The sequence below is a fragment of the Vibrio sp. ZF 223 genome, from assembly GCF_003050585.1.
In the GTDB taxonomy this organism is placed as follows: domain Bacteria; phylum Pseudomonadota; class Gammaproteobacteria; order Enterobacterales; family Vibrionaceae; genus Vibrio; species Vibrio crassostreae.
Genome location: NZ_PIGB01000010.1, coordinates 104,739 through 129,530, shown reverse-complemented (window position 1 = coordinate 129,530; position 24,792 = coordinate 104,739). Strand labels below are relative to the sequence as shown.

General features: G+C 45.2%; 19 protein-coding genes. 5 read left to right on the top strand and 14 right to left on the bottom strand.

Annotated features, from left to right (window positions below):
* Positions 1 to 8: 8 nt before the first annotated feature.
* The 6 genes from pheS to CWO13_RS18135 form a co-directional block, all read right to left on the bottom strand.
* Positions 9 to 992, bottom strand: a complete 984-nt coding sequence (gene pheS, locus CWO13_RS18160) for a phenylalanine--tRNA ligase subunit alpha (RefSeq protein ID WP_004734764.1) — start codon at positions 990 to 992, stop codon at positions 9 to 11.
* A gap of 355 nt (positions 993 to 1,347) precedes the next feature.
* Positions 1,348 to 2,457, bottom strand: a complete 1,110-nt coding sequence (locus tag CWO13_RS18155; protein WP_108083331.1) for a GGDEF domain-containing protein — start codon at positions 2,455 to 2,457, stop codon at positions 1,348 to 1,350.
* 202 nt (positions 2,458 to 2,659) lie between these two features.
* Positions 2,660 to 3,892 (bottom strand): hypothetical protein, encoded by a 1,233-nt coding sequence (locus CWO13_RS18150; RefSeq protein WP_108083330.1) that lies wholly within the window; start codon positions 3,890 to 3,892, stop codon positions 2,660 to 2,662.
* A gap of 9 nt (positions 3,893 to 3,901) precedes the next feature.
* Positions 3,902 to 4,693, bottom strand: a complete 792-nt coding sequence (locus CWO13_RS18145) for an outer membrane lipoprotein-sorting protein (RefSeq protein ID WP_102432453.1) — start codon at positions 4,691 to 4,693, stop codon at positions 3,902 to 3,904.
* 44 nt (positions 4,694 to 4,737) lie between these two features.
* A complete protein-coding gene (locus CWO13_RS18140; RefSeq protein ID WP_241902310.1) occupies positions 4,738 to 7,218 on the bottom strand; it encodes an efflux RND transporter permease subunit in 2,481 nt (826 codons plus the stop codon).
* A 170-nt stretch (positions 7,219 to 7,388) separates the two neighbouring features.
* Positions 7,389 to 8,174 carry a TetR/AcrR family transcriptional regulator gene (locus CWO13_RS18135; RefSeq protein ID WP_108083329.1) on the bottom strand — a complete coding sequence of 262 codons (786 nt, stop codon included), beginning with the start codon at positions 8,172 to 8,174 and terminating at the stop codon, positions 7,389 to 7,391.
* 529 nt (positions 8,175 to 8,703) lie between these two features.
* Between CWO13_RS18135 and CWO13_RS18130 the strand changes: the two genes are divergently transcribed.
* Both CWO13_RS18130 and CWO13_RS18125 read left to right on the top strand, forming a co-directional pair.
* Positions 8,704 to 9,519: a hypothetical protein gene (locus CWO13_RS18130; protein ID WP_108083328.1), complete on the top strand. Its 816-nt coding sequence runs from the start codon at positions 8,704 to 8,706 to the stop codon at positions 9,517 to 9,519.
* The gene (locus CWO13_RS18125; protein ID WP_048668634.1) at positions 9,440 to 10,222 is read left to right on the top strand and encodes a hypothetical protein; all 783 of its coding nucleotides are present in this window, start codon (positions 9,440 to 9,442) and stop codon (positions 10,220 to 10,222) included. Before CWO13_RS18130 ends, CWO13_RS18125 begins: the two co-directional genes overlap by 80 nt.
* A gap of 135 nt (positions 10,223 to 10,357) precedes the next feature.
* Here the strand turns inward: CWO13_RS18125 and CWO13_RS18120 are convergent, their stop codons facing one another.
* The 5 genes from CWO13_RS18120 to CWO13_RS18100 all read right to left on the bottom strand — a co-directional run bounded on the left by CWO13_RS18120 (position 10,358) and on the right by CWO13_RS18100 (position 19,317).
* On the bottom strand, positions 10,358 to 10,852 hold the full coding sequence (locus tag CWO13_RS18120) for an outer membrane beta-barrel protein (RefSeq protein ID WP_017107497.1): 495 nt from the start codon (positions 10,850 to 10,852) through the stop codon (positions 10,358 to 10,360).
* A 143-nt stretch (positions 10,853 to 10,995) separates the two neighbouring features.
* Entirely contained in the window at positions 10,996 to 15,039 is a 4,044-nt protein-coding gene (hrpA, locus tag CWO13_RS18115) for an ATP-dependent RNA helicase HrpA (protein ID WP_102432456.1), read from the bottom strand.
* Between the two features lie 285 nt (positions 15,040 to 15,324).
* Complete coding sequence (locus tag CWO13_RS18110) at positions 15,325 to 16,536, bottom strand: L-lactate MFS transporter (protein WP_102432457.1); 1,212 nt, start codon at positions 16,534 to 16,536, stop codon at positions 15,325 to 15,327.
* Between the two features lie 22 nt (positions 16,537 to 16,558).
* Positions 16,559 to 17,605, bottom strand: coding sequence for an alcohol dehydrogenase catalytic domain-containing protein (locus CWO13_RS18105; RefSeq protein ID WP_008222112.1), 1,047 nt, complete (start codon positions 17,603 to 17,605; stop codon positions 16,559 to 16,561).
* 398 nt (positions 17,606 to 18,003) lie between these two features.
* A complete protein-coding gene (locus CWO13_RS18100; protein ID WP_048664816.1) occupies positions 18,004 to 19,317 on the bottom strand; it encodes a MipA/OmpV family protein in 1,314 nt (437 codons plus the stop codon).
* A gap of 81 nt (positions 19,318 to 19,398) precedes the next feature.
* Here CWO13_RS18100 and CWO13_RS18095 point away from each other — a divergent pair, with 81 nt between their 5' ends.
* From CWO13_RS18095 to CWO13_RS18085, 3 genes are all read left to right on the top strand, one after another.
* The gene (locus CWO13_RS18095) at positions 19,399 to 19,854 is read left to right on the top strand and encodes a hypothetical protein (RefSeq protein WP_102432727.1); all 456 of its coding nucleotides are present in this window, start codon (positions 19,399 to 19,401) and stop codon (positions 19,852 to 19,854) included.
* Between the two features lie 24 nt (positions 19,855 to 19,878).
* Positions 19,879 to 21,906, top strand: coding sequence for a hypothetical protein (locus CWO13_RS18090; RefSeq protein ID WP_108083327.1), 2,028 nt, complete (start codon positions 19,879 to 19,881; stop codon positions 21,904 to 21,906).
* Between the two features lie 151 nt (positions 21,907 to 22,057).
* Complete coding sequence (locus CWO13_RS18085; RefSeq protein ID WP_048609171.1) at positions 22,058 to 22,507, top strand: TerB family tellurite resistance protein; 450 nt, start codon at positions 22,058 to 22,060, stop codon at positions 22,505 to 22,507.
* Between the two features lie 33 nt (positions 22,508 to 22,540).
* On the opposite strand, the gene CWO13_RS18080 is transcribed toward CWO13_RS18085, so the two are convergent.
* The 3 genes from CWO13_RS18080 to CWO13_RS18070 all read right to left on the bottom strand — a co-directional run bounded on the left by CWO13_RS18080 (position 22,541) and on the right by CWO13_RS18070 (position 24,782).
* Complete coding sequence (locus CWO13_RS18080) at positions 22,541 to 22,978, bottom strand: hypothetical protein (protein ID WP_108083326.1); 438 nt, start codon at positions 22,976 to 22,978, stop codon at positions 22,541 to 22,543.
* Between the two features lie 5 nt (positions 22,979 to 22,983).
* Entirely contained in the window at positions 22,984 to 23,655 is a 672-nt protein-coding gene (locus CWO13_RS18075; RefSeq protein WP_375111994.1) for a winged helix-turn-helix domain-containing protein, read from the bottom strand.
* Positions 23,656 to 24,086: 431 nt separating this feature from the next.
* On the bottom strand, positions 24,087 to 24,782 hold the full coding sequence (locus CWO13_RS18070; RefSeq protein ID WP_108083325.1) for a hypothetical protein: 696 nt from the start codon (positions 24,780 to 24,782) through the stop codon (positions 24,087 to 24,089).
* Between the last annotated feature and the right edge of the window lie 10 nt (positions 24,783 to 24,792).

Genomic DNA, 24,792 nt, shown 5'->3' with positions numbered 1-24,792 from the left:
GCCCCGGATTACTTGAATTGTTTAAGGAAACGAAGGTCGTTCTCGAAGAACGCACGAAGGTCATTTACGCCGTAACGAAGCATCGTTAGACGCTCTACACCCATACCGAATGCAAAACCAGAGTATTTCTCAGGGTCGATGCCAACAGAGCGAAGTACGTTAGGGTGAACCATGCCACAGCCTAGAACTTCTAGCCATTTGCCATCTTTACGTTTCACGTCAACTTCAGCTGAAGGCTCTGTGAACGGGAAGAATGAAGGACGGAAACGCACTTCAACTTCTTCTTCAAAGAAGTTACAAAGGAAATCGTTAAGAATGCCTTTAAGTTGTGCGAAGTTTACGTTCTCATCAACTAACATACCTTCCACTTGGTGGAACATTGGCGTGTGAGTTTGATCGTAGTCGTTACGGTAAACACGACCCGGAGCAATGAAGCGGAATGGCGGTTTGCCGTTTTCCATCGTACGGATTTGAACACCAGAAGTGTGCGTACGTAGCATTAGATCAGGGTTGAAGAAGAAAGTATCGTGATCAGTACGAGCTGGGTGATCGTCTGCGATGTTTAGTGCATCAAAGTTGTGGAATGCATCTTCGATCTCAGGGCCAGACTCAGTGCTAAAGCCAAGCTCACCAAAGAACTGTTCGATACGCTCAACTGTGCGAGTAACTGGATGAAGACCACCGTTCTCAATGCGACGACCTGGTAGGCTCACATCGATAGTTTCTTCAGCTAGTTTCGCTTCAAGCTCTGCACGTTGTAGTGCGTCTTTGCGAGCTGCGATCGCTTGTTGAACAGCACCTTTCGCTTTGTTGATCTCTTGACCAGCAGTGCGACGCTCTTCAGGTGGAAGTTTACCTAGGCTTTGTAGTTGAAGAGTTAGTTCACCCTTCTTACCTAAATACTGAACTCGCACTTCATCAAGTGCGACTAACGAATCTGCTGTATCAATAGCAGTCGTTGCATTAGCAATGATCTCTTCTAGATGTTGCATCATTTCCTCATCTACCAGTTGGTAGTGTCCGTATCGGATGATTAGTTTTTTTAGATAGCTACACATAGTAATCAAACACGCAACCAATGCCAAATTGAATCGCTAAAAGAACAAGTTATTGACTAAAAACACGGCAAATTTAACAGGATATTAATGAGGAGTGATAAGAAGTGGCACAATTACGGGTGCCACTTGTTTATTTGGAAGTGGATAGCGCTTAAAAACTAAAGCGAGCTAGGTTTTAGATTTAAAGCAGCTAGGTTCTGGATTTGTAGTGAACCGTGTTCTAAATCTAAGGCGAGCAGCGTTCTAGATTTGAAGTGAACGGTGCTCTCAGTCTCAAGTAAACCGAGATCTAAATCTGAATCGAACAAACGCTATCTTTACCTGCGTTTTTCGCTAAATAGACGGACTCATCGGCGGCTTTAATCAAATCGTTCATTGAGCCGAATTCTTCGGTTATTTCAGCGACACCAACACTAATGCTGCCAATCCAAACTTGATTACTGGTTTCAACCTCTAATTCAGACACTTTCTGTCGAGCGGTTTCCGCTATGTACATCCCACCTTTAAGGTCGGTGTCTGGGCAGATAACCAAGAACTCATCGCCACCTAACCGGCAAACAATATCATCATTACGGAACGTGTTTTTCAGTTCACGCGAGAGGGTTTTTAGCACCAAGTCGCCTGCATCATGACCGCTAGTGTCATTAATGCGCTTGAAGTGGTCGGCATCAATCATAATGCACACTAAAGGCATGCCAAGTTCTTTAGAGTCTTGCCAATGCAGCGCTAACTGTTTAAAAGCACTACGACGGTTATGCAAATTAGTGAGAGAGTCGGTTAATGACAGCTCTTCAAGTCTCTTGTTCGCTCTTTTTAATTCAGCCGTGCGTTCCTCAACTTTATCTTCGAGTAACTGGTTGAAGCGTAACAACTGCTTATTGCGTTCAGAGACTTGTTCAAATAAGCCTTTAAGAGCCGCCAACAAAGGCACAGTCGAAGAGTCTTGCTGCTTTTCCTCCGCTTCAAAGGCTTGCAGAGATGTCGCGCCCTCTTCTATGGCGGTCATTTGTCGCGCCATGTTTTGGTCGATGCCGAGGATGTGATAAGCAAGCCAGTGGATTAAGAAATCAAGTAACTGCCGTGCGGACACCTGATCTTCTTCCAAGATGAAAGCTTGCATGCTGTAGATATCTTGCATGAATACACGATGCACTTTGATGTGCTCTTCAATGTGTAACTCATACACACCGCAATCCCTCATCAAAGATTCTTCCTCTTTAAAGTGAAATTCGGCATAGCGTGTGAGATCGAGTAAAGCGACGTTAATGTCGTCAATAGAGATAGTATTCTCTGACAACAGGTTTCCGTAGTGGTTGATAAAACCAACAAGATATTGATGCTGTTCATCTACAACACCAATGCCTGTTTCAAAGTTTTTATCCCAGTTAAATGAATTCATAAATCCCTTAGGGTCGATACCGCCAGCACAATTTACATGCATATTCGGAGGCTATAGATATTCGAAAAATATAACCATTCTACCTGTGGGTCTATTCGATTGTTTGATCCGTTTTATAAAAAGGCGACTTTGAACATTCTAAATATGGGTCATCTTAAATTTGAGACGCCCCTTTTAACAAGAGCGCCTCACGAAGCTAACACTAGAAATAATATTCCAACGCCATCTCAACAAAGTCATCCTTGCGCGCGAAGAACAGCAAATCTTCTGGGGTTTCGTTCTCAAACAACCAAGCATTCAACCGCCACTTAAGGTTGTTGTTGATGCGGCTCGAGGCTTCTAACTTCGCACTGTAGACATCACTGTTATCTAAGTCTTGAGTGATGCCTGTAAGCACCTCAGTCCCATCTTCATCGTTCAAGGCGAAACGAGCTCCAAGGAACACATCGTTTTGACCGATGGTTTGGGCGTTATTGCCTCGGCTGTCATACAGGTATTCAGCAATGAAGCCGATATCCCAATACGATTCAAGCGCGCCAACCCAGGTATATTCAAAGCCTGTTGCTACGCCTGTATGGTTATCGTAACTGTCGCGATAAATGCTTTCCAGCTTCCATAACCAGTCTCCGATAATGCCTTGCACATCAAGTCCAAAGTGCTGCATTTGTGCGTAATACGGCTTGAGCTCATTACTTTCAACACGGTAATAAGGGTCACGGTTCGTACCTCCTAAATAGCTTAAGCCGACATCCCAATCGCCGTACATTTGGCTATAGCGCAGCCCCACATCAACGTGCTTTTCTTCTCGTGAGGATTCGTAAAGCGCATCATCCGATACTGGCACCGTTGGTCTTAAGCGTCCATCTTCGCCCGCAAAGGTACGCTCACGAAAATACGGCAATAACATAGCGTCGATGGTGCCCCACTCTTTGATCGAGGTGAAGTGCACCATTGGCTGACCTAACTTGGATTCGCCATCGACCGATTCAATAGCATCGGTTTGGTTTACCACATCCACCAAGTGCGCCGATTCGGTCACACCCCAGAACACTTTGCCAACACCCGCTCGCAGTTCGTAATCATCCCAATAGGTTAGATACAGAGCTTCACGAACGTCGCCATGGGTTCGCTCACCGTCTTCGCTGTCTAACCGATAAAACGGCGTGAAGGTAAAGCTGCTATTGCCCTCTTGTTGCTCCCAGTAGAACTCTGGCTGCAACACCAGTGAGCTTTGCCCTTTGTCTTGCCCCTGTAAGCCATCACTAAAGAACTGCCTGTGTTCAAGGTTAACCTGCCCTGCGAGCTCCGGGGTAACCTGTTCTACGAATTCAGAGCTAAAGCCTGCCGCCACACAAGGCAGCGACACCTGCATAAGCCCGACTGTCGCTGCCAAAGTTAAGGATAACTGGGTTCCTGTTGCCACAATCCTTTTCATATTCCTGCCTTATTTTGCACGTTTTAGTGTGTTCTTTTGGAAATCCTTGTCTTTAAGACCGGTCTGGAAGGCTAAATCTGTCGTAGTTAATACCGTACTTTTGCCTGTTTGGTGGTTTTGCATCGACATGGTGTGTGCGCGCCAGTATTGGTTTAGGTATTGTTTGTAGTCTTGGAACGATAGAGTTTTCAGCAATGCGCCTTTACGGTCGTAAAACTCCACTTGAACGGGGCGGTAGTATTGTTGGTCTAGCCATACTTTTTGCATGGTGTAGCCAGAGTTTTTGTCGGTCGGCACTTGCTCTAAAACAAAGGTATCAACGCCTTCGATTTTGGCGTCTTCAATGTAGTTGAAGGTGTACTTTTCTAGTTCAAACGAGCTTAAGTCTTCATACGCAAATTCACTGCCCATAAACGGGCCCGATTTGTTGCGTGAAGAGATACGCTTCACACGTTTCAATGCAGGCAGATACAGCCATTGGTCATCCGACTTAGTAATGTGTGAATGGTTTAGGAAAGCCGTACCTTTTACATCGCGTGGCTCATCAAATATGGTTAGCCCTTTGTCGCCATCGTCATCCACTTCTAACGACTTCAATCGCATTAGACGCGAGCTGCTTTCGCCTTGCTTGTTACGAAGTAGCATTTCCATGGTCGCGACAGAATCGCCCCACCCCATATCAACGGCTTTACGTTGCTCAGCAATCTCTAGGCCTTTCGCAGGGTCGGCTAACGCAGGGAAAGCTAATACCGCGCCCATACTGAATAATGTAGTAACGAATGATTGTTTAACGCTTTTCATAAATATCTCCTTGAGTCAGTCCACCGCAGCAGGCTGACATTTCCTTATTTGGTCGATGTAGTCAGTTCGGCTGTCGAGTTAGGCTGTGCTGTTTTAGATGGCTCTGTTTTAGACGGTTGCGATTCGTGCTGAGGTTTATCTGCATAGTGCGTCTGTTTGTCGAAGATCATCAGTAAGCTCGGTAGCAAGATGAAGTCGACCACCAGCGCAATGAAAATCACAATCGCGCTGAGCAAGCCCATGTCGGAGTTGAGTCTGAAGCTCGACATCGCCAGTACAGAGAAGCCAGCCACCAGTACAACCGTGGTGATCCACAAGGCGCGTCCAACGGTGTGGAAGGCATATCGAACCGCTTCTTCTGCTGATTTCCCTTCGATTCTGGCGCGTTGGTATTTACTTAAGAAGTGCACCGCATCATCAACAACGATACCCAACGTGAGCGTAACCACGACTGACAAACCAAGATTGATTTCACCTGAGATAAGCGCCCATAAACCAAAGCCAATGATCGCAGGCGCAATGTTTGGCACTAGGCTGATCATGCCTAAGCGAACCGAGCGCAATGCAAAGATCATCAAGCCAGAGATAAGCACTAAAGTAATAGGCAGAGTCGATAGCATACTCGCCATGTTGGTTTCGCCAATGTGGGCAAACATCAGTGATGGGCTCGACGCGACTACTTCATACTGAGGCGCATTTGCCGCAAACCATGAGTAAATGCGCTCTTCGAGTTCCACTAGCTCAACGCTGCCTAGGTTGTCGACCGTGAGTACCATTTTGATCGATGACTTATCGACGTTGATTTGATTGTTCAAGTCCAAGCCGTACGGCAAAGACATCTCATAAAGCAGCAGGTATTGCGCGGCTAGCTCTCGGTTAAGCGGTAGCTTGTAGTAGCTGTCGTCGTCGCCATGCATGTTCTTATTCAAACGCATGTAAACATCGGAAAGCGTTGCCACATGATCGGTTTCTGGTTGGACGCGTAGCCACTCAGTAAAGTCGCCAATTGCTTGCAAGAACACAGGATCGGCAATCGCTTGAGACTCATTGGTTTTCACAGCGATGCTAAGGGTCGTCATGCCGCTTACGGTCTGTTCCATAAAGTCGGCCGCTTGTCTGAATTCACTTGAAGTATCGAAATACTTCACCGATTCATCGTTCACTTTGTTGAGTGGAATTAACGCCGCAGCACCAACGATGACTAAGGTAGAAATAGGCAGCAGTGCCTTACGATTAGTTACGACAAAATCGCCCAGCTTATCCATGAAGGTGACTTTGTTTGCCGCCTCAGGGTTAGCAGGTAGTCGTTTCACAGGCAGCAGTTTTAGCAGTGCAGGCAGCATAGTCACAGAGAGGAAGCACGCGATAAGTACGCCTAGTGCCGATAAGTTACCGAAATCACGCAGCACTGGTGAATCCGACATGTTCATCATCAAGAAACCAATCGCAGTAGTGACTGAGGTGATCAGAATTGGCATAGCATTGAGCTTAATGCTGTATTGAATGGCTTGTGCTTTCTCCATCCCGCGTTGCATCGCTTGTCTCATGGTCACGATTACGTGAACACAATCAGCAACCGCCAAAGTTAACACTAAGGTAGGAACATTGACGGTTGCGGTACTCAAGAACATCCCTGCCCAACCAGATAAACCCATGGTGGCAACAATCGAAGAGATGATCACAATAAGCGTCGCAACTACACTAAAGAACGAGCGCAGCATAAAGGTCAGGAACACCAGTACCACTAGCAGCATTAACGGTACGAGCGTTGAGCTGTCTTGTTGAGCCGAAGTCATAAACGCGTTGTTCATGGCGATGATGCCCGCTTTATGGAATTCCACATTCGGATACTGAGCTTGGTACTTGCCGATCATGGCATTAATCGCCGCAATCACCTCTTGCACTTCTGCTGTTTTATCTATTTCTGGCAGTTGCACTGTGACGTTAACAATGGTCACATCGCCCGACGCCGACACCAAAGCATTCTTGAGCAATGGTTCGTTGAGGGCGATCTGTTTTACTTTGGCGATGCGCTCTGGTGTGTGTTCGTACTCTTCATACAGCAAGTCTTCTACCAAGAGGTCATCTTCAATGGCTTCGGTGTGCTGATAATTGGCAAGAGAATCCACACGGCTTGAGTACGGGATCTGCCACGCGTCAACCGTGAGGTTTTGAATTAATGTGAGGGTTTCAGGAGTGAAGACATTGCCATCTTCAGGGGCGACAACAATCGCAAGGTTGTCGGTTTTTGCAAAGGTGGTTTGGATTTCATCGAACGCCATCAACTGTTTGTTGGTGCCTTCGAAGAATATGTTGTAGTCCCCTCTAAAATAGAGGTTCTTAGCCCCTAATGCAGAGAGAATGATGATTGAAAACACCACCAGCAGAACGATAAACGAACGTTTGGTAGGTATTGAGTGCCAACTGTTATTTAGATCTGCGTTTACGCTATCGGCATTAGGGTTATCTCGATTTTGCTGATCGAAAGCGGGCTTCTGGCTGTCATGTTTCATCACAGTCTCCATTTGTGACGATTCGTCATATTTGTGTCATAAAAAGCCAGCCGAAGCTGACAAAAGACACAACTCTTAGTCAAACACTCAAGAAAACAGCAACCACAGTCGGTTAATCTCAAGTTGTGACGAATCGTCAAAAATGGTTATTAATAAACCCACATGTGTGGGCTTAATGGAAGCTATCGACCTACAGATTCTAAGTAAGCGATCTCTTCACTGAACAGTTCTTGTTCTACACGACGCCAAGTTTTACGGTAATCCCAGTCGGTAGAAAGGGGCTGCCAATTGAGGCCGTCTAGTAGCATGTTCGCGTTGTGTAATACTGAATACGGGTCTTGTAACCGCTTAATACAATGACTGTTTGATGCGTTCTGTGACAAGGCATTTGAACCAAATGCGATTGACCAGTTAGCAAACACGATGGCATCAGAACCTACACCAGAAGAGAACTTAAGGTCACCGGTTTCTACGGCTTGATTAACCATAGTGTCGGCTTGTTCAATCACTAACTCTTCCAGTTCATTCATCTCAGCTACGCGTGCACTAGACGCTTTCTCCAGTACCCACGGGCTTTTTGCCATGATCGCACAGGTTGATAATACCGGTTCCATGCGCGCATAGATTCGGTAAGCAACGTGCAGTGCGACGATCTTTTCGCGAGTGTTGCCTTCAAACTCTCCAGAACGAGCAAACATCAATGCCTCGGTCTTTAAAGAGTGAATACACAAGGCTAAAACCACGTCTTCTTTGCTGCAAAAGTGATTGTATATCGTACCTTTAGAATAAGAACTTGCTGCCGTTAGCCTGTCCATCGTGAGGTTCCCGAACCCTTGTTCTCGAACCAGATCTTTTGCTAACAACATCAACTCTACTTCTCGGTCTGCAATAGACTGCTGCTTTTTAGACAACACGCCTTTGCAACCAAAGATACCTTGTTTATCGCCTTTACAACCAAAGCCAAACATAATTTCTCAGTCCGTATATGAGCTTAGCCATTACCTAAGCTTCGCCAGTATTTAAAACGCTCCTATCCAATATATTAACACGAATAGTAAATTCATGTAGTTAACCATTTTGTGACGCTTCGTCATTTCTGACTTATCGTCATAATAGCGCAAATATTGATCACATCAAGGTGTTTTATAAATTAAATTCAGAATTTGAATGGATAGGTGGATTGGGAGTCGATAAGACAATCATCAATAGTCGACCTTAAGAGAAGACCCGTATTTTGACCTACAGATTGCGAAAGTGAATTGGTCATTCTTAACCTAACAAAGAATGTCGTCACTTTAAGCTGCTATGCGCATTCATGCCCAATGATTCCTAGCGCTAACCACAAGAATGAATGACTGTAGGCTTACTTTTTAGGGCAGACGTCTCCTTATGGTCAATATTTGGCTTACTAATGCCGTTTTCTGTTAAGTTGCTATAAATTCGGTAAGGGGTGACTTACAATAGTGACAACGACTTACCTTTTTTGAGAACACGATATTGAGCGCCAAATATTCTTATTTAGCTTGGCAAGTGAATACTTCTAGCCCAGCAGAAAAGCTGGTTTTATTGATGCTTGCAGACGGTGCTGACGAATTCGGCTACACCAATGTGTGCCTACAGACAGCAGGTCAACTTTGTGCTCTCTCTACGTTTGGTTTAGCCGACTGTCTTAAGTGTTTAGTCGACCAAGGTTTTCTCGATAAGGTGAAAGTAGATTATCGAGATCAAAAAGAGATTCACGTTTTCAAAATGCTCATTGAGCAAGAGCAAGCTGCAGCGCACGTTGAGGCTCAACCGGCCAATAGTATTCCGGTCTACTCTACTGCACCTGCACCTGCACCTGCACCTGCACCTGCACCTGCACCTGCACCTGCACCTGCACCTGCACCTAAGTTTCAGCCTGCTCCGGCGCCAATGCAACACATGCAACATGCCCCTCGCCCACAAGGCAGAGGCTCAATGAACAGCAACACCGTTTCAACGCATGATTTGGATGAAGAGATCATTCCAACATGGGCGGAACGTGCGTTTAAATTCTCCGGCCTTGCTGGTGACCATAGTTTAGTATGGAAAAAATTTGTCCTCTGGTATAAAGCCAAAGCCAATGAACTAATGCCAATATCACGCATCGAATCCAAGTTGCAGTACTGGTTAGTTAACGAGAAGCAAAATGAAAGACAACAACAGCAGAAGACCTCTCAATATTCAGGAAATGCAGGACAAGCTCAAGGAAATGGGTATCGACAAAAGCTTAGCCCATCTGAACGCTTCAGGCAGCAGCTCATTCAAAAAGGCAAAAAGCCAACCTTCTGAGCAAGCTCAACCTGTTGTTCCGGAAGTGCTGCCTAAAGATCCCGCAGTACCTGACGTTATTGAAGCACAGAGTACGGAAGTAGCGACACCTAATGCTGCTAGCACTGGTGCGTCTCAACAAGTGCCAGTTGTTGATCAGGATGCCGCAGAATTAGAACTAACCGATTGGTGTATTCACGTGTTCGGCTCTTTCTTGAGCGTTTACGAAACACAGTGGGAATATCAGTACGGTAGTGAGCCAAGTGGTAAGTTCATTGAGTTTGCTAACTCTGTTGATTCAGACGGCCTAAACCGAGTGCTAATGCACTGTCACGAGCGCATTCAGCTTGGCAACAGTTGGCCGCCGCAAATGGGTGAGCTGTGGATCCTGAAAGACTCTTTGACCGAAGAAGAGCTGTTGGATAGCCGTATCCGTGTGTTGTCGCGTACAGCGGTGAACAAGATTGAGAAATGGCTGATTCAAAACAAGCTGTATGACTTGAAGCGCACTGCGGAAAACAAGCTTGATGGCCTGTTTAAGAAGTACTACTTGGAAGCAAAACGTTTAGATGAGAAAGGCATGCTAGAAACGGAGTTGCCGCAATTCCTTCTTGCCGCTAACTCAGTGAAGAACCTCAACGATTTAAAACGTGAAGAGTACGAAAGCCAACACGGCAAAGCGATTAACCCTAGAATTCAGCGTATTCTGAACAGTAAAAAGTAACCGTCGGCCCGCTATCTGTTGTAAGAAAACAGAGTAGCGATTACACGGTTAACAGATACAAAAATGCCAGCTATCAAGCTGGCATTTTTTTTGAATTCTTACGAACTCTTAACGACTGATCGCATTACTGATTGATTACAGTAGGTGGATAGTTGCGTTTAGAGAGAAAACGCCTGCGTCGTCATCTTTCATTTTGAAGTTTTGGTAGCTAGCGCCTACAGATAGTGGACCGAAGATGAAGTATTCAGCGCCTACAGCGTACATGATATCAACGTCGTCTTGCTTGAAGTTATCGCCTTTCACTTCGTAAGAATGAAGACCACCCTTCGCGTATACGTGAAGAGGACCGAAGTCGATGCTTGGTTTGATCGCTAAGTAAGCAGTGCTTACGTCAACACCTTGTTTAGCACGGTTGCCGTAGCTAACGTTGTCGAAAGAACCTAGATCCCAGTAACCCGCTTCAACACCGATTAGTGGAAGGATACCTGTACCTACGTGGATGCCCACCGCATTTTCATCTTCACCAGCGAATGAGTTTTGACCACCCATTACACCGCCGTACAACCAAGAATCAGCCATTGCTGTTGAAGATGCACCTAGTAGTGCTAGTGCCAATAACGTTTTTTTCATATTCGACCTTTTTCGTCCTAGTGGCAGGCCTTGAGTGGTAATAAATTGCCACCAAGTCGCCCTGTATGTAATAACTATTCAATTAGTAATGCAATAAGCAAGATTTATACCCAAACCTTGCTATTGCGTCTAGCTTTATTCCTTTAGCAAGCATCAATCGCGTTTTTAACACGCTTATCTGATACTGGGTAAGGCGTACCGAGCTGCTGTGCGAAGAAGCTTACACGAAGCTCTTCTATCATCCAACGCACCTCTTTTACATTTTCTGGAACCGCGATCCCTTTTGGAATTTTATTCAGCAGTTCTTTGTAATCATTCATTACTGACTCAACTTTGATCATGTGAAGACGATCTTTGTTCGGGTCAATTGGCAGTTTTTCCATGCGACGTTCAATCGCTCTCATATAGCGTAGAATATCTGGCAGGCGTTTCCATCCACATTCTGTGGCAAAACCCTTAAAAATCAAACCTTCTACCTGAGCTTTTATATCAGAAAGTGCGAATGCCATTGAAAGATCAACACGGCCTTTTAGCTTCTTACTGATGCTGAATGCCGTGGTTAAGATGGTTTCAACCTGTTGAGCAATCTCAACAACGGTATCACCCAACTCTGCACGTACGTGTTCTTTCAGTGCTTCAAACTGCTCTGGCTCCCAAACCAAACCGCCCTTCTCTTCAATCAGCTTATCAATACCACAAGCGATACAGTCATCGATTAAATCAAGTACCTGTCCGTATGGGTTGAAGTACAGGCCAAGTTTCGATTTGTTCGGCAAGTTCGAGTGCAAGTATTTGATCGGCGATGGCACGTTCAATAAGATCAAACGACGTTGACCCGATTTCATTGCCGAGATCTGCTCTTGCTCGGTTTCGAACAGTTTGATCTCTACGCTGTCTTTGGTATCCACCAGCGCAGGGAAGGCTTTAACATCGTAGCCGCCACGCTTCTGTTGGTAGACTTTTGGTAACTCACCAAAGCTCCACGTGTGCAGATTCTGCTGCTCGATATCATCATCCGCAACTTTAGAAAGCGTTTCTTGAACCTTGTCTTTCAGGCTCTCTTTCAGTTCATGCAAATCTTTCTGTTCTTTCAGCTTACGCTTGCGATGATCGACAGCGCGGAATGTTACCTTTAAGTGCTCCGGAATCTGGTCTAACTTCCAGTCGTCACGGACCACTTCAACACCTGTCATACGGCGCAGCTCTTTCTCAAGAGAGTCTAACAGCGGCGCTTCTAACGGTGTAACACGAGCCAAGAACGCATCGGCGTAGTTTGGCGCAGGCACAAAGTTACGTCGTAGCGTTTTAGGTAATGACTTGATTAGGCTAATCACCAATTCCTGACGTAGTCCTGGGATCTGCCAATCGAACCCGTTCTGGTCGATCTGGTTCAAGATAGGCAGCGGAATGTGTACCGTTACACCATCGTTGTCATCGCCCGGCTCAAATTGGTAACTCAGCTTGAGCTTGATACCGTTTTGGTGCCAGAAGTTCGGGTAATCCAAGTCAGTAACGTGGCTAGCATCACCTCGGAACAGCATCGACTTTTCAAAGTTCAGCAGCTCAGGGGTTTTCTGGCTGGTCTTCTTCCACCATGTATCGAAGTGACGGCCTGAAACTGCCTCTTCGCCAACACGCTGGTCATAGAAATCGAACAGTTCATCATCGTCTATCAAGATGTCACGACGACGCGATTTATGCTCAAGCTCTTCCACTTCTTGCAGTAGCTTGCGGTTTTGCTTGAAGAAGGTGTGTTTGGTTTCCCACTCACCTTCTACTAATGCACTACGTACAAACAACTCACGGCTGACTGTTGCATCAATTGCACCGTAGTTCACAAGGCGTTTAGGAACAATCGGGATTCCGTAAAGCATCACTTTTTCGTGTGCCATGACTGCCGCTTGTTTCTTCGACCAGTGTGGTTCGCTATAGCTACGTTTAATCAGGTGTTTCGCTAGCGGTTCAATCCATTCAGGTTGAATCTTGGCGATAACACGACCCCAAAGTTTTGAGGTTTCCACCAACTCAGCAGACATGATCCATTTAGGCTGTTTCTTAAATAGGCCAGACGCAGGGAAGATATGGAAACGTGCGTTACGTGCACCTTGATACTCATTCTTCTCTTGGTCTTTCATACCGATGTGCGAAAGCAGGCCTGATAGTAGCGAGATATGAATGCCATCATAGCTGCCCGGCTCTGTATTCAACTTAGTATCCAGTTCACGCATCGCTTGGTGAATTTGGAAGTACACATCTTGCCATTCACGAATACGTAAATAGTTGAGGTAATCCTGCTTACACTGTTTGCGGAACTGGTTACTCGACAGCGCTTTTTGCTGCTGCTTGATGTAATCCCATAGGTTCACAAACGTAATGAAATCAGACTCTTTATCGAAGAAACGTTTGTGCTTGTCATCAGACGATTGTTGCTTGTCTGACGGGCGCTCACGCGGATCTTGAATCGACAACGCAGACGCAATCACCATCACTTCGTGTAGGCATCGGTTACGTGGCGCTTCAATCACCATACGCGCTAAACGTGGATCGATAGGCAGTTTTGCTAGCTTACGGCCAATCGCGGTGAGCTTCTTCTTGTCATCGCCTTGGTTCTTGTTTTTGTTGGCTGACGGTTCAACAGTCGCGATCGCACCAAGCTCTTCAAGCAGCCTTACACCATCTTGAATGTTGCGCTTATCGGGCGCTTCAACAAATGGGAACGCTTGAATGTCGCCGAGGCCTAGCGCTGTCATCTGAAGGATAACCGATGCTAGGTTAGTACGAAGGATCTCTGGGTCAGTAAACTCTGGGCGTGATTCGAAATCTTCCTCCGAATACAAGCGAATACAGATACCTTCCGCAACACGACCACAACGACCTTTACGCTGATTTGCACTCGCTTGAGACACGGGCTCAATCGGTAGACGCTGTACTTTGGTGCGGTAGCTGTAACGGCTAATACGCGCCGTACCCGGGTCGATAACATACTTGATGCCCGGAACGGTTAACGAGGTTTCTGCCACGTTGGTTGCCAGAACGATGCGTCGTCCCGTGTGAGACTGGAAGATTCGGTTCTGCTCTCCCGCGGACAGACGAGCGTATAGCGGAACAATCTCAGTATCACGTAGGTTACGTTTACTTAATGCATCTGCGGTATCACGAATCTCTCGCTCACCGTTCATGAAGATCAAGATATCGCCAAGCCCTTCATCACACAGTTCATCAACCGCTTCAAAGATGCCTTCAATTTGGTCGCGATCTGAGTCACTTTCATCACCACCTAATGGGCGGTAACGCGTGTCTACTGGGTAAGTACGGCCAGACACTTCGATGATTGGCGCATTATTGAAGTGTTTAGAGAAACGCTCTGGATCGATGGTTGCCGACGTGATGATCACTTTCAGATCAGGACGCTTTGGTAGCAACTCTTTCAGGTAACCCATGATGAAATCGATGTTCAGGCTACGTTCGTGCGCTTCATCGATGATGATGGTGTCGTACTGGTTTAAAAAACGGTCGTGTTGAATCTCCGCCAGTAGAATACCGTCGGTCATCAATTTGATCTGTGTGTTGTCAGAAATCTGGTCGTTGAATCGAACCTTATAACCAACAAACTCACCTAGCTGCGTTTCCATCTCTTCAGCAATACGGTTCGCAACCGAACGCGCAGCAAGACGACGAGGCTGAGTGTGACCAATTAGGCCAAAGCGACCACGGCCAAGCTCAGAACAGATTTTTGGTAGCTGAGTGGTTTTACCCGAACCCGTTTCACCCGCCACGATAACCACTTGGTTTTCAGCAATGGCTTTCGCGATGTCGTCGCGTTTTTGGCTAACAGGGAGAATTTCTGGGTATTCAATCGTTGGTTTTTGCGCAGCACGCTGAGTTGCCGTCATCATTGACTTAGCAATGTCTAACGCAATCTCATCAAAGACAGCGTGCTTAGCTTGTTCGTTCTTAATTTTACTCGCACCAGCAATTCGCTTACTCAAACGGAAGCGATCGCGCATCATGCACTCATTTAAGGCCTTACGAAGAGAGGCTGGGCTATTTTGAGATGCGCTAGCTTTAGGTGCTTGTTGTTTGTTGTTTTGCTTTTTTTGATTAGCTTGATCAGCAGCAGAATCCGATGTCGCGTTGGTATTCGCTACATGGTTATTTTTATCTGCTTTTTCCGGAGACGAAGTCACAGCGTGTCCTATTCTTTCTCTTATATAAACTCGCGCGATTGTAGCATAAAGGAAAGGAACGAGTTAACACAAAGCAAGGAATATTAGCTGCCTAAGCGCCTGCTGAAACAGGGGTAATACAAACTAACGTGTTCAATTGTTACACTAAAAACTGAAGCTCATTATTGGTAGGCAGTTGGTGATTCGATTAAAAAATGTTGGCTTAGATTGCCCAAGCCAACATTAGGTAGAAACACGTTATTGGTAGAGACTCTGAAAGCAATAAGAGCTTCACTTGTCTCGTGTTTAGTATTCCAGATTAACTTCGTCTTTTAATAAAACAGACTTATCAACGGGTTTCATTAAGTAATTCATTACAGTAATTGAAACCAATAGCGCAGCGTAAGCCAAATAGGTGTTTTCAGCCGTCCCCGCTACCGAGGCGAGTATTCCTCCGAAGAACCCTGACACACCCCATGCTGAATAGAGTATTCCAAAGTTGGTTCCGTACGTCTTCAAACCATAATCCACCGCTGTTACTGGAGGGAAAACACCGAATAACGCACCATAAGACATGGCGCCTGCGGAGATCCCGATCATTAGAGGAATCGTGGTTTCAATGGTTGTAAAAAACACCATATTGACCGCTTGCAACATGAATATTAAGCCTAGTGTATGAACGCGCCCTATCCTGTCGAATACAACGCCGCCAATGACTCGCCCTGCGGTATTAAAAATCGCTAATAAAATGATACCTAACGCAATTTCTTCAGCGGTTAAGCCTATTGATTTACTGACGTTGCCAATGGAACCGATGAGCATGATACCTGCTGCTGATGACACCATGAACATTAACCATATCTGGTAAAATTGTGGTGTTTTAAGCATATCCAGCCACTGGATGTTTATGTCTGATCCATATTCCGCAGCCTTTCCTCCGGGAACTTCTGAAACATATCCTTTGGGTGGGTTCACCAGCAGAGAGGCCATCGGGATCATGAAGAGTAGACCGACACCGAGGATCTTGAACGTATCTAAGATGCCATAGTGTTCGATGAGAACGGTCGATAACGGAGCTAAATACAGTGCCGCCATCGCAAACCCACCAGCGGTTAAACCACTAACCAGCCCCTTTCTATTCTCTGGCCACCACTTCATGGTACATGGGCCAATACAGGCATAGGCAAAGCCCATCCCAGCACCAACCATACACCCGAAGGTAACCTGCAATTCCGCTAATGTTGAGGCATAACCGGACGCTAAAAGCCCCGCCCCGACAAGAAACACACCAAGTATTGTGACCTTCCTTGGCCCTATTTTGTCTTGCCATACCCCAGCCAAAAACAGACTTACCGAAAATGCGAACACGGAAGTCTGGTAAGGCCCATCTACGTCCTTAGGATCAACACCTAGCGCCTCAGCCAAAGGTTCACTGAAAACGCCCCATACATATAGGATACCGATCGATAGGTTCACGATTAAACCTATCACTAGTATTTTAAATGGTTTACTAATCAAGCTAACCTCAACAATTCGCTGTTTATGAACAATCGTTAGAAATGATGACTTTCAACGACTTGTGGTCTGAAGCATGGATAAAGGTCGAATAAGCTTCTTCTGACTCTGTTAAATTGAACTGGTGACTAATCAGTTTTTGAGGTTCCAAATAACCCGCTCTAATTTGCTTGATTAACATTGGTGTTGTGTTGGTATGAACCATGCCAGCTGTCATAGTGAAGTTTCGTTTCCACATGTCTTCTAGGTTAATCGTTGCAGATTTACCGTGAACACCAAGCACTGCAATGTTGCCTCCTGGGCACACCAACTTCTGAGACATATCCCACCCAGCAGGAATGCCAATAGCTTCAATCACCACATCAACACCCACATCATCTGTCATGTCGAGAATTTGCTGCACGGCGCTGCCATCTGAGTTATCGATCGCATGAGTTGCACCTAGCTCTTTAGCCACTTGCAGTCGATGAGGGTTAGTATCAATTGCATAGATTTCGCTTGGAGTGAAGAACTTAGAGGTCATCAGAGCTGCAAGGCCAACGGGACCACAACCAATAACGGCAACAGAGCAACCCGGCTGAACCTGACCATCCAATACACCCACTTCGTAACCCGTTGGGAAAATATCGCTCAATAGAACCAGAGAGTCTGTATCGATGTCATCAGGAACAAGGTGCAGACTTGTATCGCCATAAGGAACTCGAACGTATTCCGCTTGGCAGCCATCAATTTCATTACCAAGTAACCAGCCACCATCTAAACATTGACCAAATTTAGACACTTGACACATTTTGCAGCTACCACATGAAGTAATACATGACACGATCACGCGATCGCCTGGCTTAAACTTACTCACCAACTCACCGCATTCTTCGACTATACCAACCCCTTCATGGCCCATGATTGTGCCTGGCTTAAATGTCGCAACGTTATTTCTTAATATATGTAAATCCGTACCACAAATTGTGGTTTTCTCGATTCTTACGATGACATCGCTTTGCTTCTCAATTGTAGGGATTGGACGTTCTTCCAATTTCGCGCTGTCTTTTCCATCAAATACATATGCTTTCATTATTCTTCCTAGCTGACGTTGTTGTTATATAAATTCGAGCTCATCATATAGACGCAATTAAATAATTAACGTGACCAGCACGACGATTAACAATCGATTAACAGACAATAAACACAGTTAGAACACCATGAAGACTCAGGATGGCAATATAATATAAGTCATTGTAAATAATATAAAAAAGTTAACAAACAATGAAAGAAGGTTAAACAATCAAATAGTAGTAAAATCCGAAAAGGAGACAGAGAATATTAGATAATCAGAATGAACTCATATATTAGGTTTCAGTTGAAGTAGCTTCGAATAGTTAATTATCAGTGACTAATCGTGATTAGCTCTTTTCTTTAGTGATAAAAAAATGCCGCTCTATTTGGAGCGGCATTTTTAGTAGATGTAATACTTTAGAACTCGTATTGGAAGTAAACCGTGTTGTAGTTACTGCCACCTTTGATACGTCCAAACTGGGACGCATTTTCAAAGATCGCCGAGCGGTGATGTAATGAGTAACCAAACCATAAATTGTTGAGGTCATTCTTACCGATAAGGTCACCGACGTTCACATCAAATGAGAAGTCCAAGTAGTTTAACAGGTGGCTTGCCGTGTAGCCCTTACGATCCATTTCAGAGCCTTCGATATAAGTAATCGAATCTATGTAAGACATACCCTCTGCGACACCGAATCGCCACTGAGTTGGCCAGTTGAAGGTGTAGTACGCTTTAATTGCAATGATGTATTCCGTGCTACTGGATTGAACGTCTGAACTCCAGTGATGCGCAATACCCGGCGTTAGATAGATATCCAACGGGAAACCAAAGATCTCATCCGTTAAAGGGTGACCGTAAAAGAACGATGTGAGTTGGTTGTTGTATTCGTCTTTCTCTGTGTTGAACTTCATGATGTCGCCGATATTCGACGGTGTTGCCCAGCCATGTGCGACACGTAAATACGGCGCATTGCTCAACTTAGGTTTCGGCGCTTTCTCTTTATCGTTAAAGAAACCAAAGCCAAGGTACAGTTCACCTTGATAACGATCTTCAACAATCGACGAATCGTAAGCGTTATCGTCCAATCGAGTGACACTGGTTGAACCCAATAAGTATAAGTTTGAAACTACATGGTAACGCGCTTCAACACCGACATTTAAGTCAACACCAGCCCCAATGCTTTCACTCGCTGCAGAGTAATACTCACTGTTGAAGTCAGCACTTTTATAACGCAGTGTCGCACTTGGGTAGAACTCCCAATCGCCTGTTTCATACTTCGCTTTAGCACGCAAGTTACCGTGGAGGTTAAACTCACTGTCACTCATGATTTCTGTTTCAACAGCCCACTGCTCGTCCAACTGGTACGCAAGTTGCCCACCGAAGTCAGCTGTATCACCCTCAATCGCGTTCTGCTCAGATGCTGGGATATCAATAAACCGCATGCGAGAAATAGCATTAAAAGACCATTTTTCGTCATCTGTTTGGTAGAGGTAAGCCCCCATTTCAGTACCGTCAATGAACACATAGTCGTTTTTAAAGAACAACATTGGGACAAACGAGCTGACGGTCTTATCACCACCTGACGTGTCATAAGGGATACTAGCAGTACGGAACATTGCTGCAATGCCCCACTCTTGCTCTTCAGCGGCCCACACATTAGTGCTTAGGAACGCGCTACCAAGTAGAATCGCACCCGATGAAGTGAGAGTCGGTAAATATTTGAGCTTCATTCTTATGTAATTACTCTTTGTAATAAATATTGTGTTACTGAATAGACATTTATTAACCGTGATGGCTAACTATTTTTAGGTTTGCTCGGCATTGACCGTTACAATGTAGGATATTCTCGGTTAAATGAAAGTATTGTGAAAGTCTCCGAATTACAAAATATTATAGATCACTTACCCAAATATTCCGATCCAGATATTGTTATGGGCGAGGCGTGGCTACCCGAACGTTTGGTGAATACCAACCTAGACGGCGACATGCTATTCCTTGAATTCGATAATGCCCCTGAAGACAATCAAGGGGATGAAGAAGGCCGTGGTTTTGTTGAACACGAGATTGCTATGATTCGTGAAAAACTGGAACAGGTGTTAGACGACACTTCCGATACCAAGACCAAAGCCGATGCCCTATTGGCAATATTTCTAATGGGTCATGAACTTTCTAGTTCAGAAGTTATCGAAATACTTGAAACAACAGAGTCTGAAACGAGTGAGCCTCAAACGAATAAGCTCGAATTAATAGAACACCACGACGACTAGCCACTAACGATTTTAGGTACCGTATTGAAACCCTCTACGACATCATCTCTTCCCCTGTTACTCGCCGGACCCATTTTAAGAAAAACCACCGCGACTGAAGTGGTAATTTGGTTAGCCACCAGCTCGCCTCTCATAGGCAGGGCTGAGCTGTATGTTAACGAAACAGATCTCGTTGAAGAAATCGGCCAGTCTAACGTAGAGCAAGACCAACCGTTTTATACCTCTTCGCTTGAAGAGCATGATTCGATTCAAGTCGGCACACATGCGTGGGTGACACTCATCCGCTTACAAGGTCAGTTTCCGACTAATACGCTTCTTGAGTATGACATTCACACAGACTCAGGTTCACTAAAAGAGCTCGCCCCTCACCTTGTTTACAATGGCAAATCTCACGTTGAGTTTAAGATATCGACCTCGGCTGATTACATTCTTCATGGATCTTGCCGTAACCCGCATCATCCAAGCAAAGACAGCCTAGTCGCAGCCGATAACAAGGTTGCCGAGCAAACCGTTGCAGAAAGACCCGATATGCTGATGATGAGCGGCGATCAGATCTACGCCGATCATGTGGCAGGCCCAACGCTTGATGCTATTCAACAAGTGATTCAACTGCTTGGTCTTGTTGGTGAGAGCTTACCGACTGACTCGCAGATTAAACAAATCCACAGCAGTGACGCTCTGTATAACAGTGAATATCACTTATACCAGCGTCATCACTATTTACCGCACCACACAGCTTCAGAATCCATGCTCGATAGGTTCTTCCCGAATCGTGGCGTGCCGATTTTCAGCTCTACCGATTGCGAAAACCACTTGGTCACACTGTCTGAGTTTATCGCGATGTATCTGTTGGTTTGGTCTCCGACACTATGGCAATGCATTAACCGCGAACGATTAATCGAAAACAATTTCATGCAGGCTGGCCGACAATTGACACCAGCAGAGCAGCAACAGTGGCGCAATGAAAGCGTCATCATCGATGATTTCATTGCTGGCTTACCGCAAGTACAACGTCTGTTCGCGCATATCCCAACATACATGATCTTCGACGATCACGATGTTACTGATGATTGGAACCTTACAGTGGGTTGGGAATACGCCGTCGACCAAAATCAGTTCGCCACTCAAGTGATTGGTAATGGCCTTGCCGCCTACTGGATGTGTCAGGGTTGGGGTAATAAGCCTGAGAGCTTCGACGAAACGTTCATCGAGCAAGCAAAACAGCTTTTTGTCGATCATCCGCGCATTACTGAACAAACGCATAATGAAGCCGGTAATCCTGCGACTACTCACTTTGTTAGCAACATCGAGCCAGACAAGCATCAAGCCTTCATTGAGATGCTGAATCGCTTTGAAGAGTGGCATTACACAATAGATACCTCACCCAAAGTCATTGTGTTAGATACTCGAACCCGCCGTTGGCGTTCAGAGTCACGCATGAATAAGCCTTCAGGTTTAATGGACTGGGAAGCCTTGATTGAGTTTCAGCATCAGTTAATGAATCAAGATAAAGTGGTGATCGTTTCTGCTGCACCGATGTTTGGCGTGAAGTTTATTGAAACACTGCAAAAGATGGCGACCACAATCGGCAAGCCATTAGTGATTGACGCTGAAAACTGGATGGCACACCCGGGCAGTGCGAATACGCTGATCAGCATCTTTACCCATACCAAAACACCGACCAACTTCGTGGTGCTTTCTGGCGATGTTCACTACTCCTTTGCTTATGACATCAAGCTTAGGTATCGTCGTAACAGCCCGAACATCTATCAGATTACCTGTAGTGGCATTAAAAACCAGTTCCCTGCTCCGCTGCTTAAATTCTGCGATGTATGGGACCGTCTGTTGTACAGCCCTCGCTCAATTTTGAACTACTTCACTAAGCGTAAACGCTTGAAGATCGAAAAGCGAAGCCCTGACAATCAGACCTTCTATCGCCTTTCAAACCGCAGTGCGATTGGTGAATTGAGGCTAGATACCGATGGGAAACCGCAATCGATCACGACACTCAGTGGCGATGGCAAGGTCACCCGCTTTCCAAAACCGGACTAGGAAGTGCTCCTTATCGCTCGCGTATCCGTAATGTCAGTTTTTAGTAAAGACGCTTGCGATCACACTCTGTAGACCCAATAGTTATAGTTATACTTGTAGTTATAGCTATCAGCGTTACGGAACCCGATACAAATTTTAACTGGAGCTCGTTATGTTCAATTCTCTCACATCAATGTTTAAACAATTGATTGAAGGCCAGGACCTAAGCAAAAACCAAGGCACATCACCTAACATCGCCATCGCGAGTTTGTTGTGTGAAGTCGCGGGAGCCGACCATCAGATCAATGAATCAGAAAGAGTCGCTAAGCTACAGCTTCTTCAACGCTTGCTGGATTTAGATGAAGAACAAGCGAAGGTGCTGCTAGCGCAAGCAGAGCCGAAAGTAGAGCAATCAGTATCGCTGTATGACTTTACATCTCAACTTAGAGATCTTTCTCAACCAGTGAGAATCGATTTAATCAAAGCGATGTGGGAAGTGGCGCACGCCGACGGGGAAATTGACCCTATCGAAGACTCTGTGATCCGTAAAACAGCAGAACTGCTCTACGTTGACCACAGTGACTTTATCAAGACTAAGTTGAACGTCCTCGGTAAAAGCTAATCAAGCGTTCTCTACTCACGTTAAGCCTCTGTATTAGCGTAATCGATCGCCATACATGATGCCTTTGAGCTCTAACGGCGTGCCCTTTTTAGTCACATAAAGGCCGCGCTGATTTGATACCAACACGCTACGCTTGCCTTGTGTTTGTTGAATATATAAGTGCTTGATATTGAAAACCTGTTTATCTTGGGCTTGGTCTTGGTCCAATTGGTAAAGGTAGTAGTGATTCCCCCAGCGTAAGAACACACCAAACATCTGCTTGGTTTGAACAACATTCCCATCGATGTCGTAACCAATGTACTGCATTTTAACTCGACCATTTTCCAATCGAAGTGAGATTTTCTCCCAGCCTATCATCGGGTATTCTGCGGTAAATTTATAAGTACTTTTGGTTGCGAGCCCAGAAATTAAACCGACATTTAAAATCACAAAAAGCGTCAACAAAATAGGCATCCAAAACTTACGATTCATATCGGCTATCCTCGCTCATCGTCATTGTCGTCATCACAAGAGAGCGATTTAAACTGATGGCTCATCTCTTTCCAGCGCCCGTTTATCAAAGCAACGGCTTGAATGTTCTGACACCCAACGCCAATGCGATGCAGGTAGAGTGACTCAACACCGAGTTCTGACACGGTATTCAACTCAGTTAAAAGCTCTTGATCAAAATTCAAACTGTCGTGATAAACATCCATGCCGTGATAACTCGTCTTATCCATAAAAAAAGCAAACTGATAAAACAACATGAGAAGAAATCCGCTGACTAATATTCCTGCGATACGAGATCTATGACGCGCGATAAAATGCTGCACCTGACGCTGTTTATACGAGTCTGGTTGCTTCGTTAAGGCCGGCTCATGTTCATTGTTGCCGCTTTCAGTACTCGAGCTCTTTGATGCTGAGGTTTCGTCAATCACTTCAACTTGAATAGCTGAAGTGGGTGTTAGGTAACCACCGAGCTGTTGAGGTCTACTAAAACTGTACCCTTCCTTTTGCACCGTTAAGATTTTGCAATCACACTTAAGTGAACCTAATGCTGTACGAATGTTCTTAACTGCAACATTAAGCGAACTGCCTGTCACCACCCTGCCCGGCCAACAATGCTCAAGCAAGAAGTCGCGACCCACAGCTTTGGGGCTGTTCTTCACTAAGAACTCAAGAATCAAGGCTTCTGAGGGAGACAAAGTCACCCGCTCGTCCAAGTTCGAATCAATGAGTGTGTTGTTAACCAACTCGATACCCGAAGCGTCTAAGATGATTTTTTCAGGGCTACTGGCGTTCATTTCGGCGAGGTGTTCATAAATAAAAAGGTCATCAAAAAAGTGTTGGTTTGGTCGAGCTAATGCCAAACCATACATAGAAAAGAATGGTGATAAGTTTAGCCAATAATTCAGCCAAATATAAGTTCAGCAAGTAACAAGAAAAACAACGATAAGGTGAGTCAGTCATGCAGACTCACTCACCTTAGTACGAGGCCTAACTCTTAGTTCAACTAACCAGGCCTATGGAAACGAAGTTACATCGAATGATATCTATAACGCTCGTTTCTACGTCTCTCATTTTTTATAATTCTTATTTTCTATAGATCTAGTTTAAAGCCCAGTTCACTGACCATGACTTCAGCAAAGCCTAGCTTTACCGCATTCAACTGATTGGCAACTTCGCGTGCTTGTGCTTCGTTTTTAGCCAATATTGCCATTGAGTAGATTGGCCTAATCATCGCTTTTTGGTTTGGTTTCTCTTGTGCTATTTCTTGATGTTTTAAATAAGCAGAAGTAATCACGCCTTGAGCGCTCCAATCGACAACCATTTGTAAATCTTGGCTAATAATCTCGTCGACAATGAATTGATTCTCTGGCTCTTTCCAAGCGAGTTCAACTGCGTAGTTTTTGAAAGCGACTTCAGTGTTTAACCACTTATTACCGATGTCTCTAATTTCAGTCACCTCTACAAGATCTTTAAATTGGAATGGTAAGTTACCAATCAACTCTCGAACGTGCTGTTCGCTATCCGCTTCAATCACAAACTTGATGATCGGAAATTTCTTATCTCCGATAAAGCTTTCAGCTACGAACATGTCGTGGACTAAGCCCGCATCAATTAAGTTAGCAAATGCTTTTTTCTGATGCGGCATTGCCTCAAATACCGCTTGAGCGTCATCGGTTTTCCAAGCTACTGACACACCGTATGCCGCAGCATGGCTATAACTAGAAAATAGAAGGGCTGAAAATAGAAAGCTAAAAATAGCTAAAAAGGTTCCTAGCGTTGTTTTCATTATGTGGTTT

Coding starts and splice junctions, on each gene's coding strand:
- pheS (WP_004734764.1), bottom strand. CDS start 992: ATGCAACATCTAGAAGAGATCATTGCTAATGCAACGACTGCTATTGAT.
- CWO13_RS18155 (WP_108083331.1), bottom strand. CDS start 2,457: ATGAATTCATTTAACTGGGATAAAAACTTTGAAACAGGCATTGGTGTT.
- CWO13_RS18150 (WP_108083330.1), bottom strand. CDS start 3,892: ATGAAAAGGATTGTGGCAACAGGAACCCAGTTATCCTTAACTTTGGCA.
- CWO13_RS18145 (WP_102432453.1), bottom strand. CDS start 4,693: ATGAAAAGCGTTAAACAATCATTCGTTACTACATTATTCAGTATGGGC.
- CWO13_RS18140 (WP_241902310.1), bottom strand. CDS start 7,218: ATGGAGACTGTGATGAAACATGACAGCCAGAAGCCCGCTTTCGATCAG.
- CWO13_RS18135 (WP_108083329.1), bottom strand. CDS start 8,174: ATGTTTGGCTTTGGTTGTAAAGGCGATAAACAAGGTATCTTTGGTTGC.
- CWO13_RS18125 (WP_048668634.1), top strand. CDS start 9,440: ATGGGTATCGACAAAAGCTTAGCCCATCTGAACGCTTCAGGCAGCAGC.
- CWO13_RS18120 (WP_017107497.1), bottom strand. CDS start 10,852: ATGAAAAAAACGTTATTGGCACTAGCACTACTAGGTGCATCTTCAACA.
- CWO13_RS18105 (WP_008222112.1), bottom strand. CDS start 17,605: ATGAAAGCATATGTATTTGATGGAAAAGACAGCGCGAAATTGGAAGAA.
- CWO13_RS18100 (WP_048664816.1), bottom strand. CDS start 19,317: ATGAAGCTCAAATATTTACCGACTCTCACTTCATCGGGTGCGATTCTA.
- CWO13_RS18085 (WP_048609171.1), top strand. CDS start 22,058: ATGTTCAATTCTCTCACATCAATGTTTAAACAATTGATTGAAGGCCAG.
- CWO13_RS18080 (WP_108083326.1), bottom strand. CDS start 22,978: ATGAATCGTAAGTTTTGGATGCCTATTTTGTTGACGCTTTTTGTGATT.
- CWO13_RS18070 (WP_108083325.1), bottom strand. CDS start 24,782: ATGAAAACAACGCTAGGAACCTTTTTAGCTATTTTTAGCTTTCTATTT.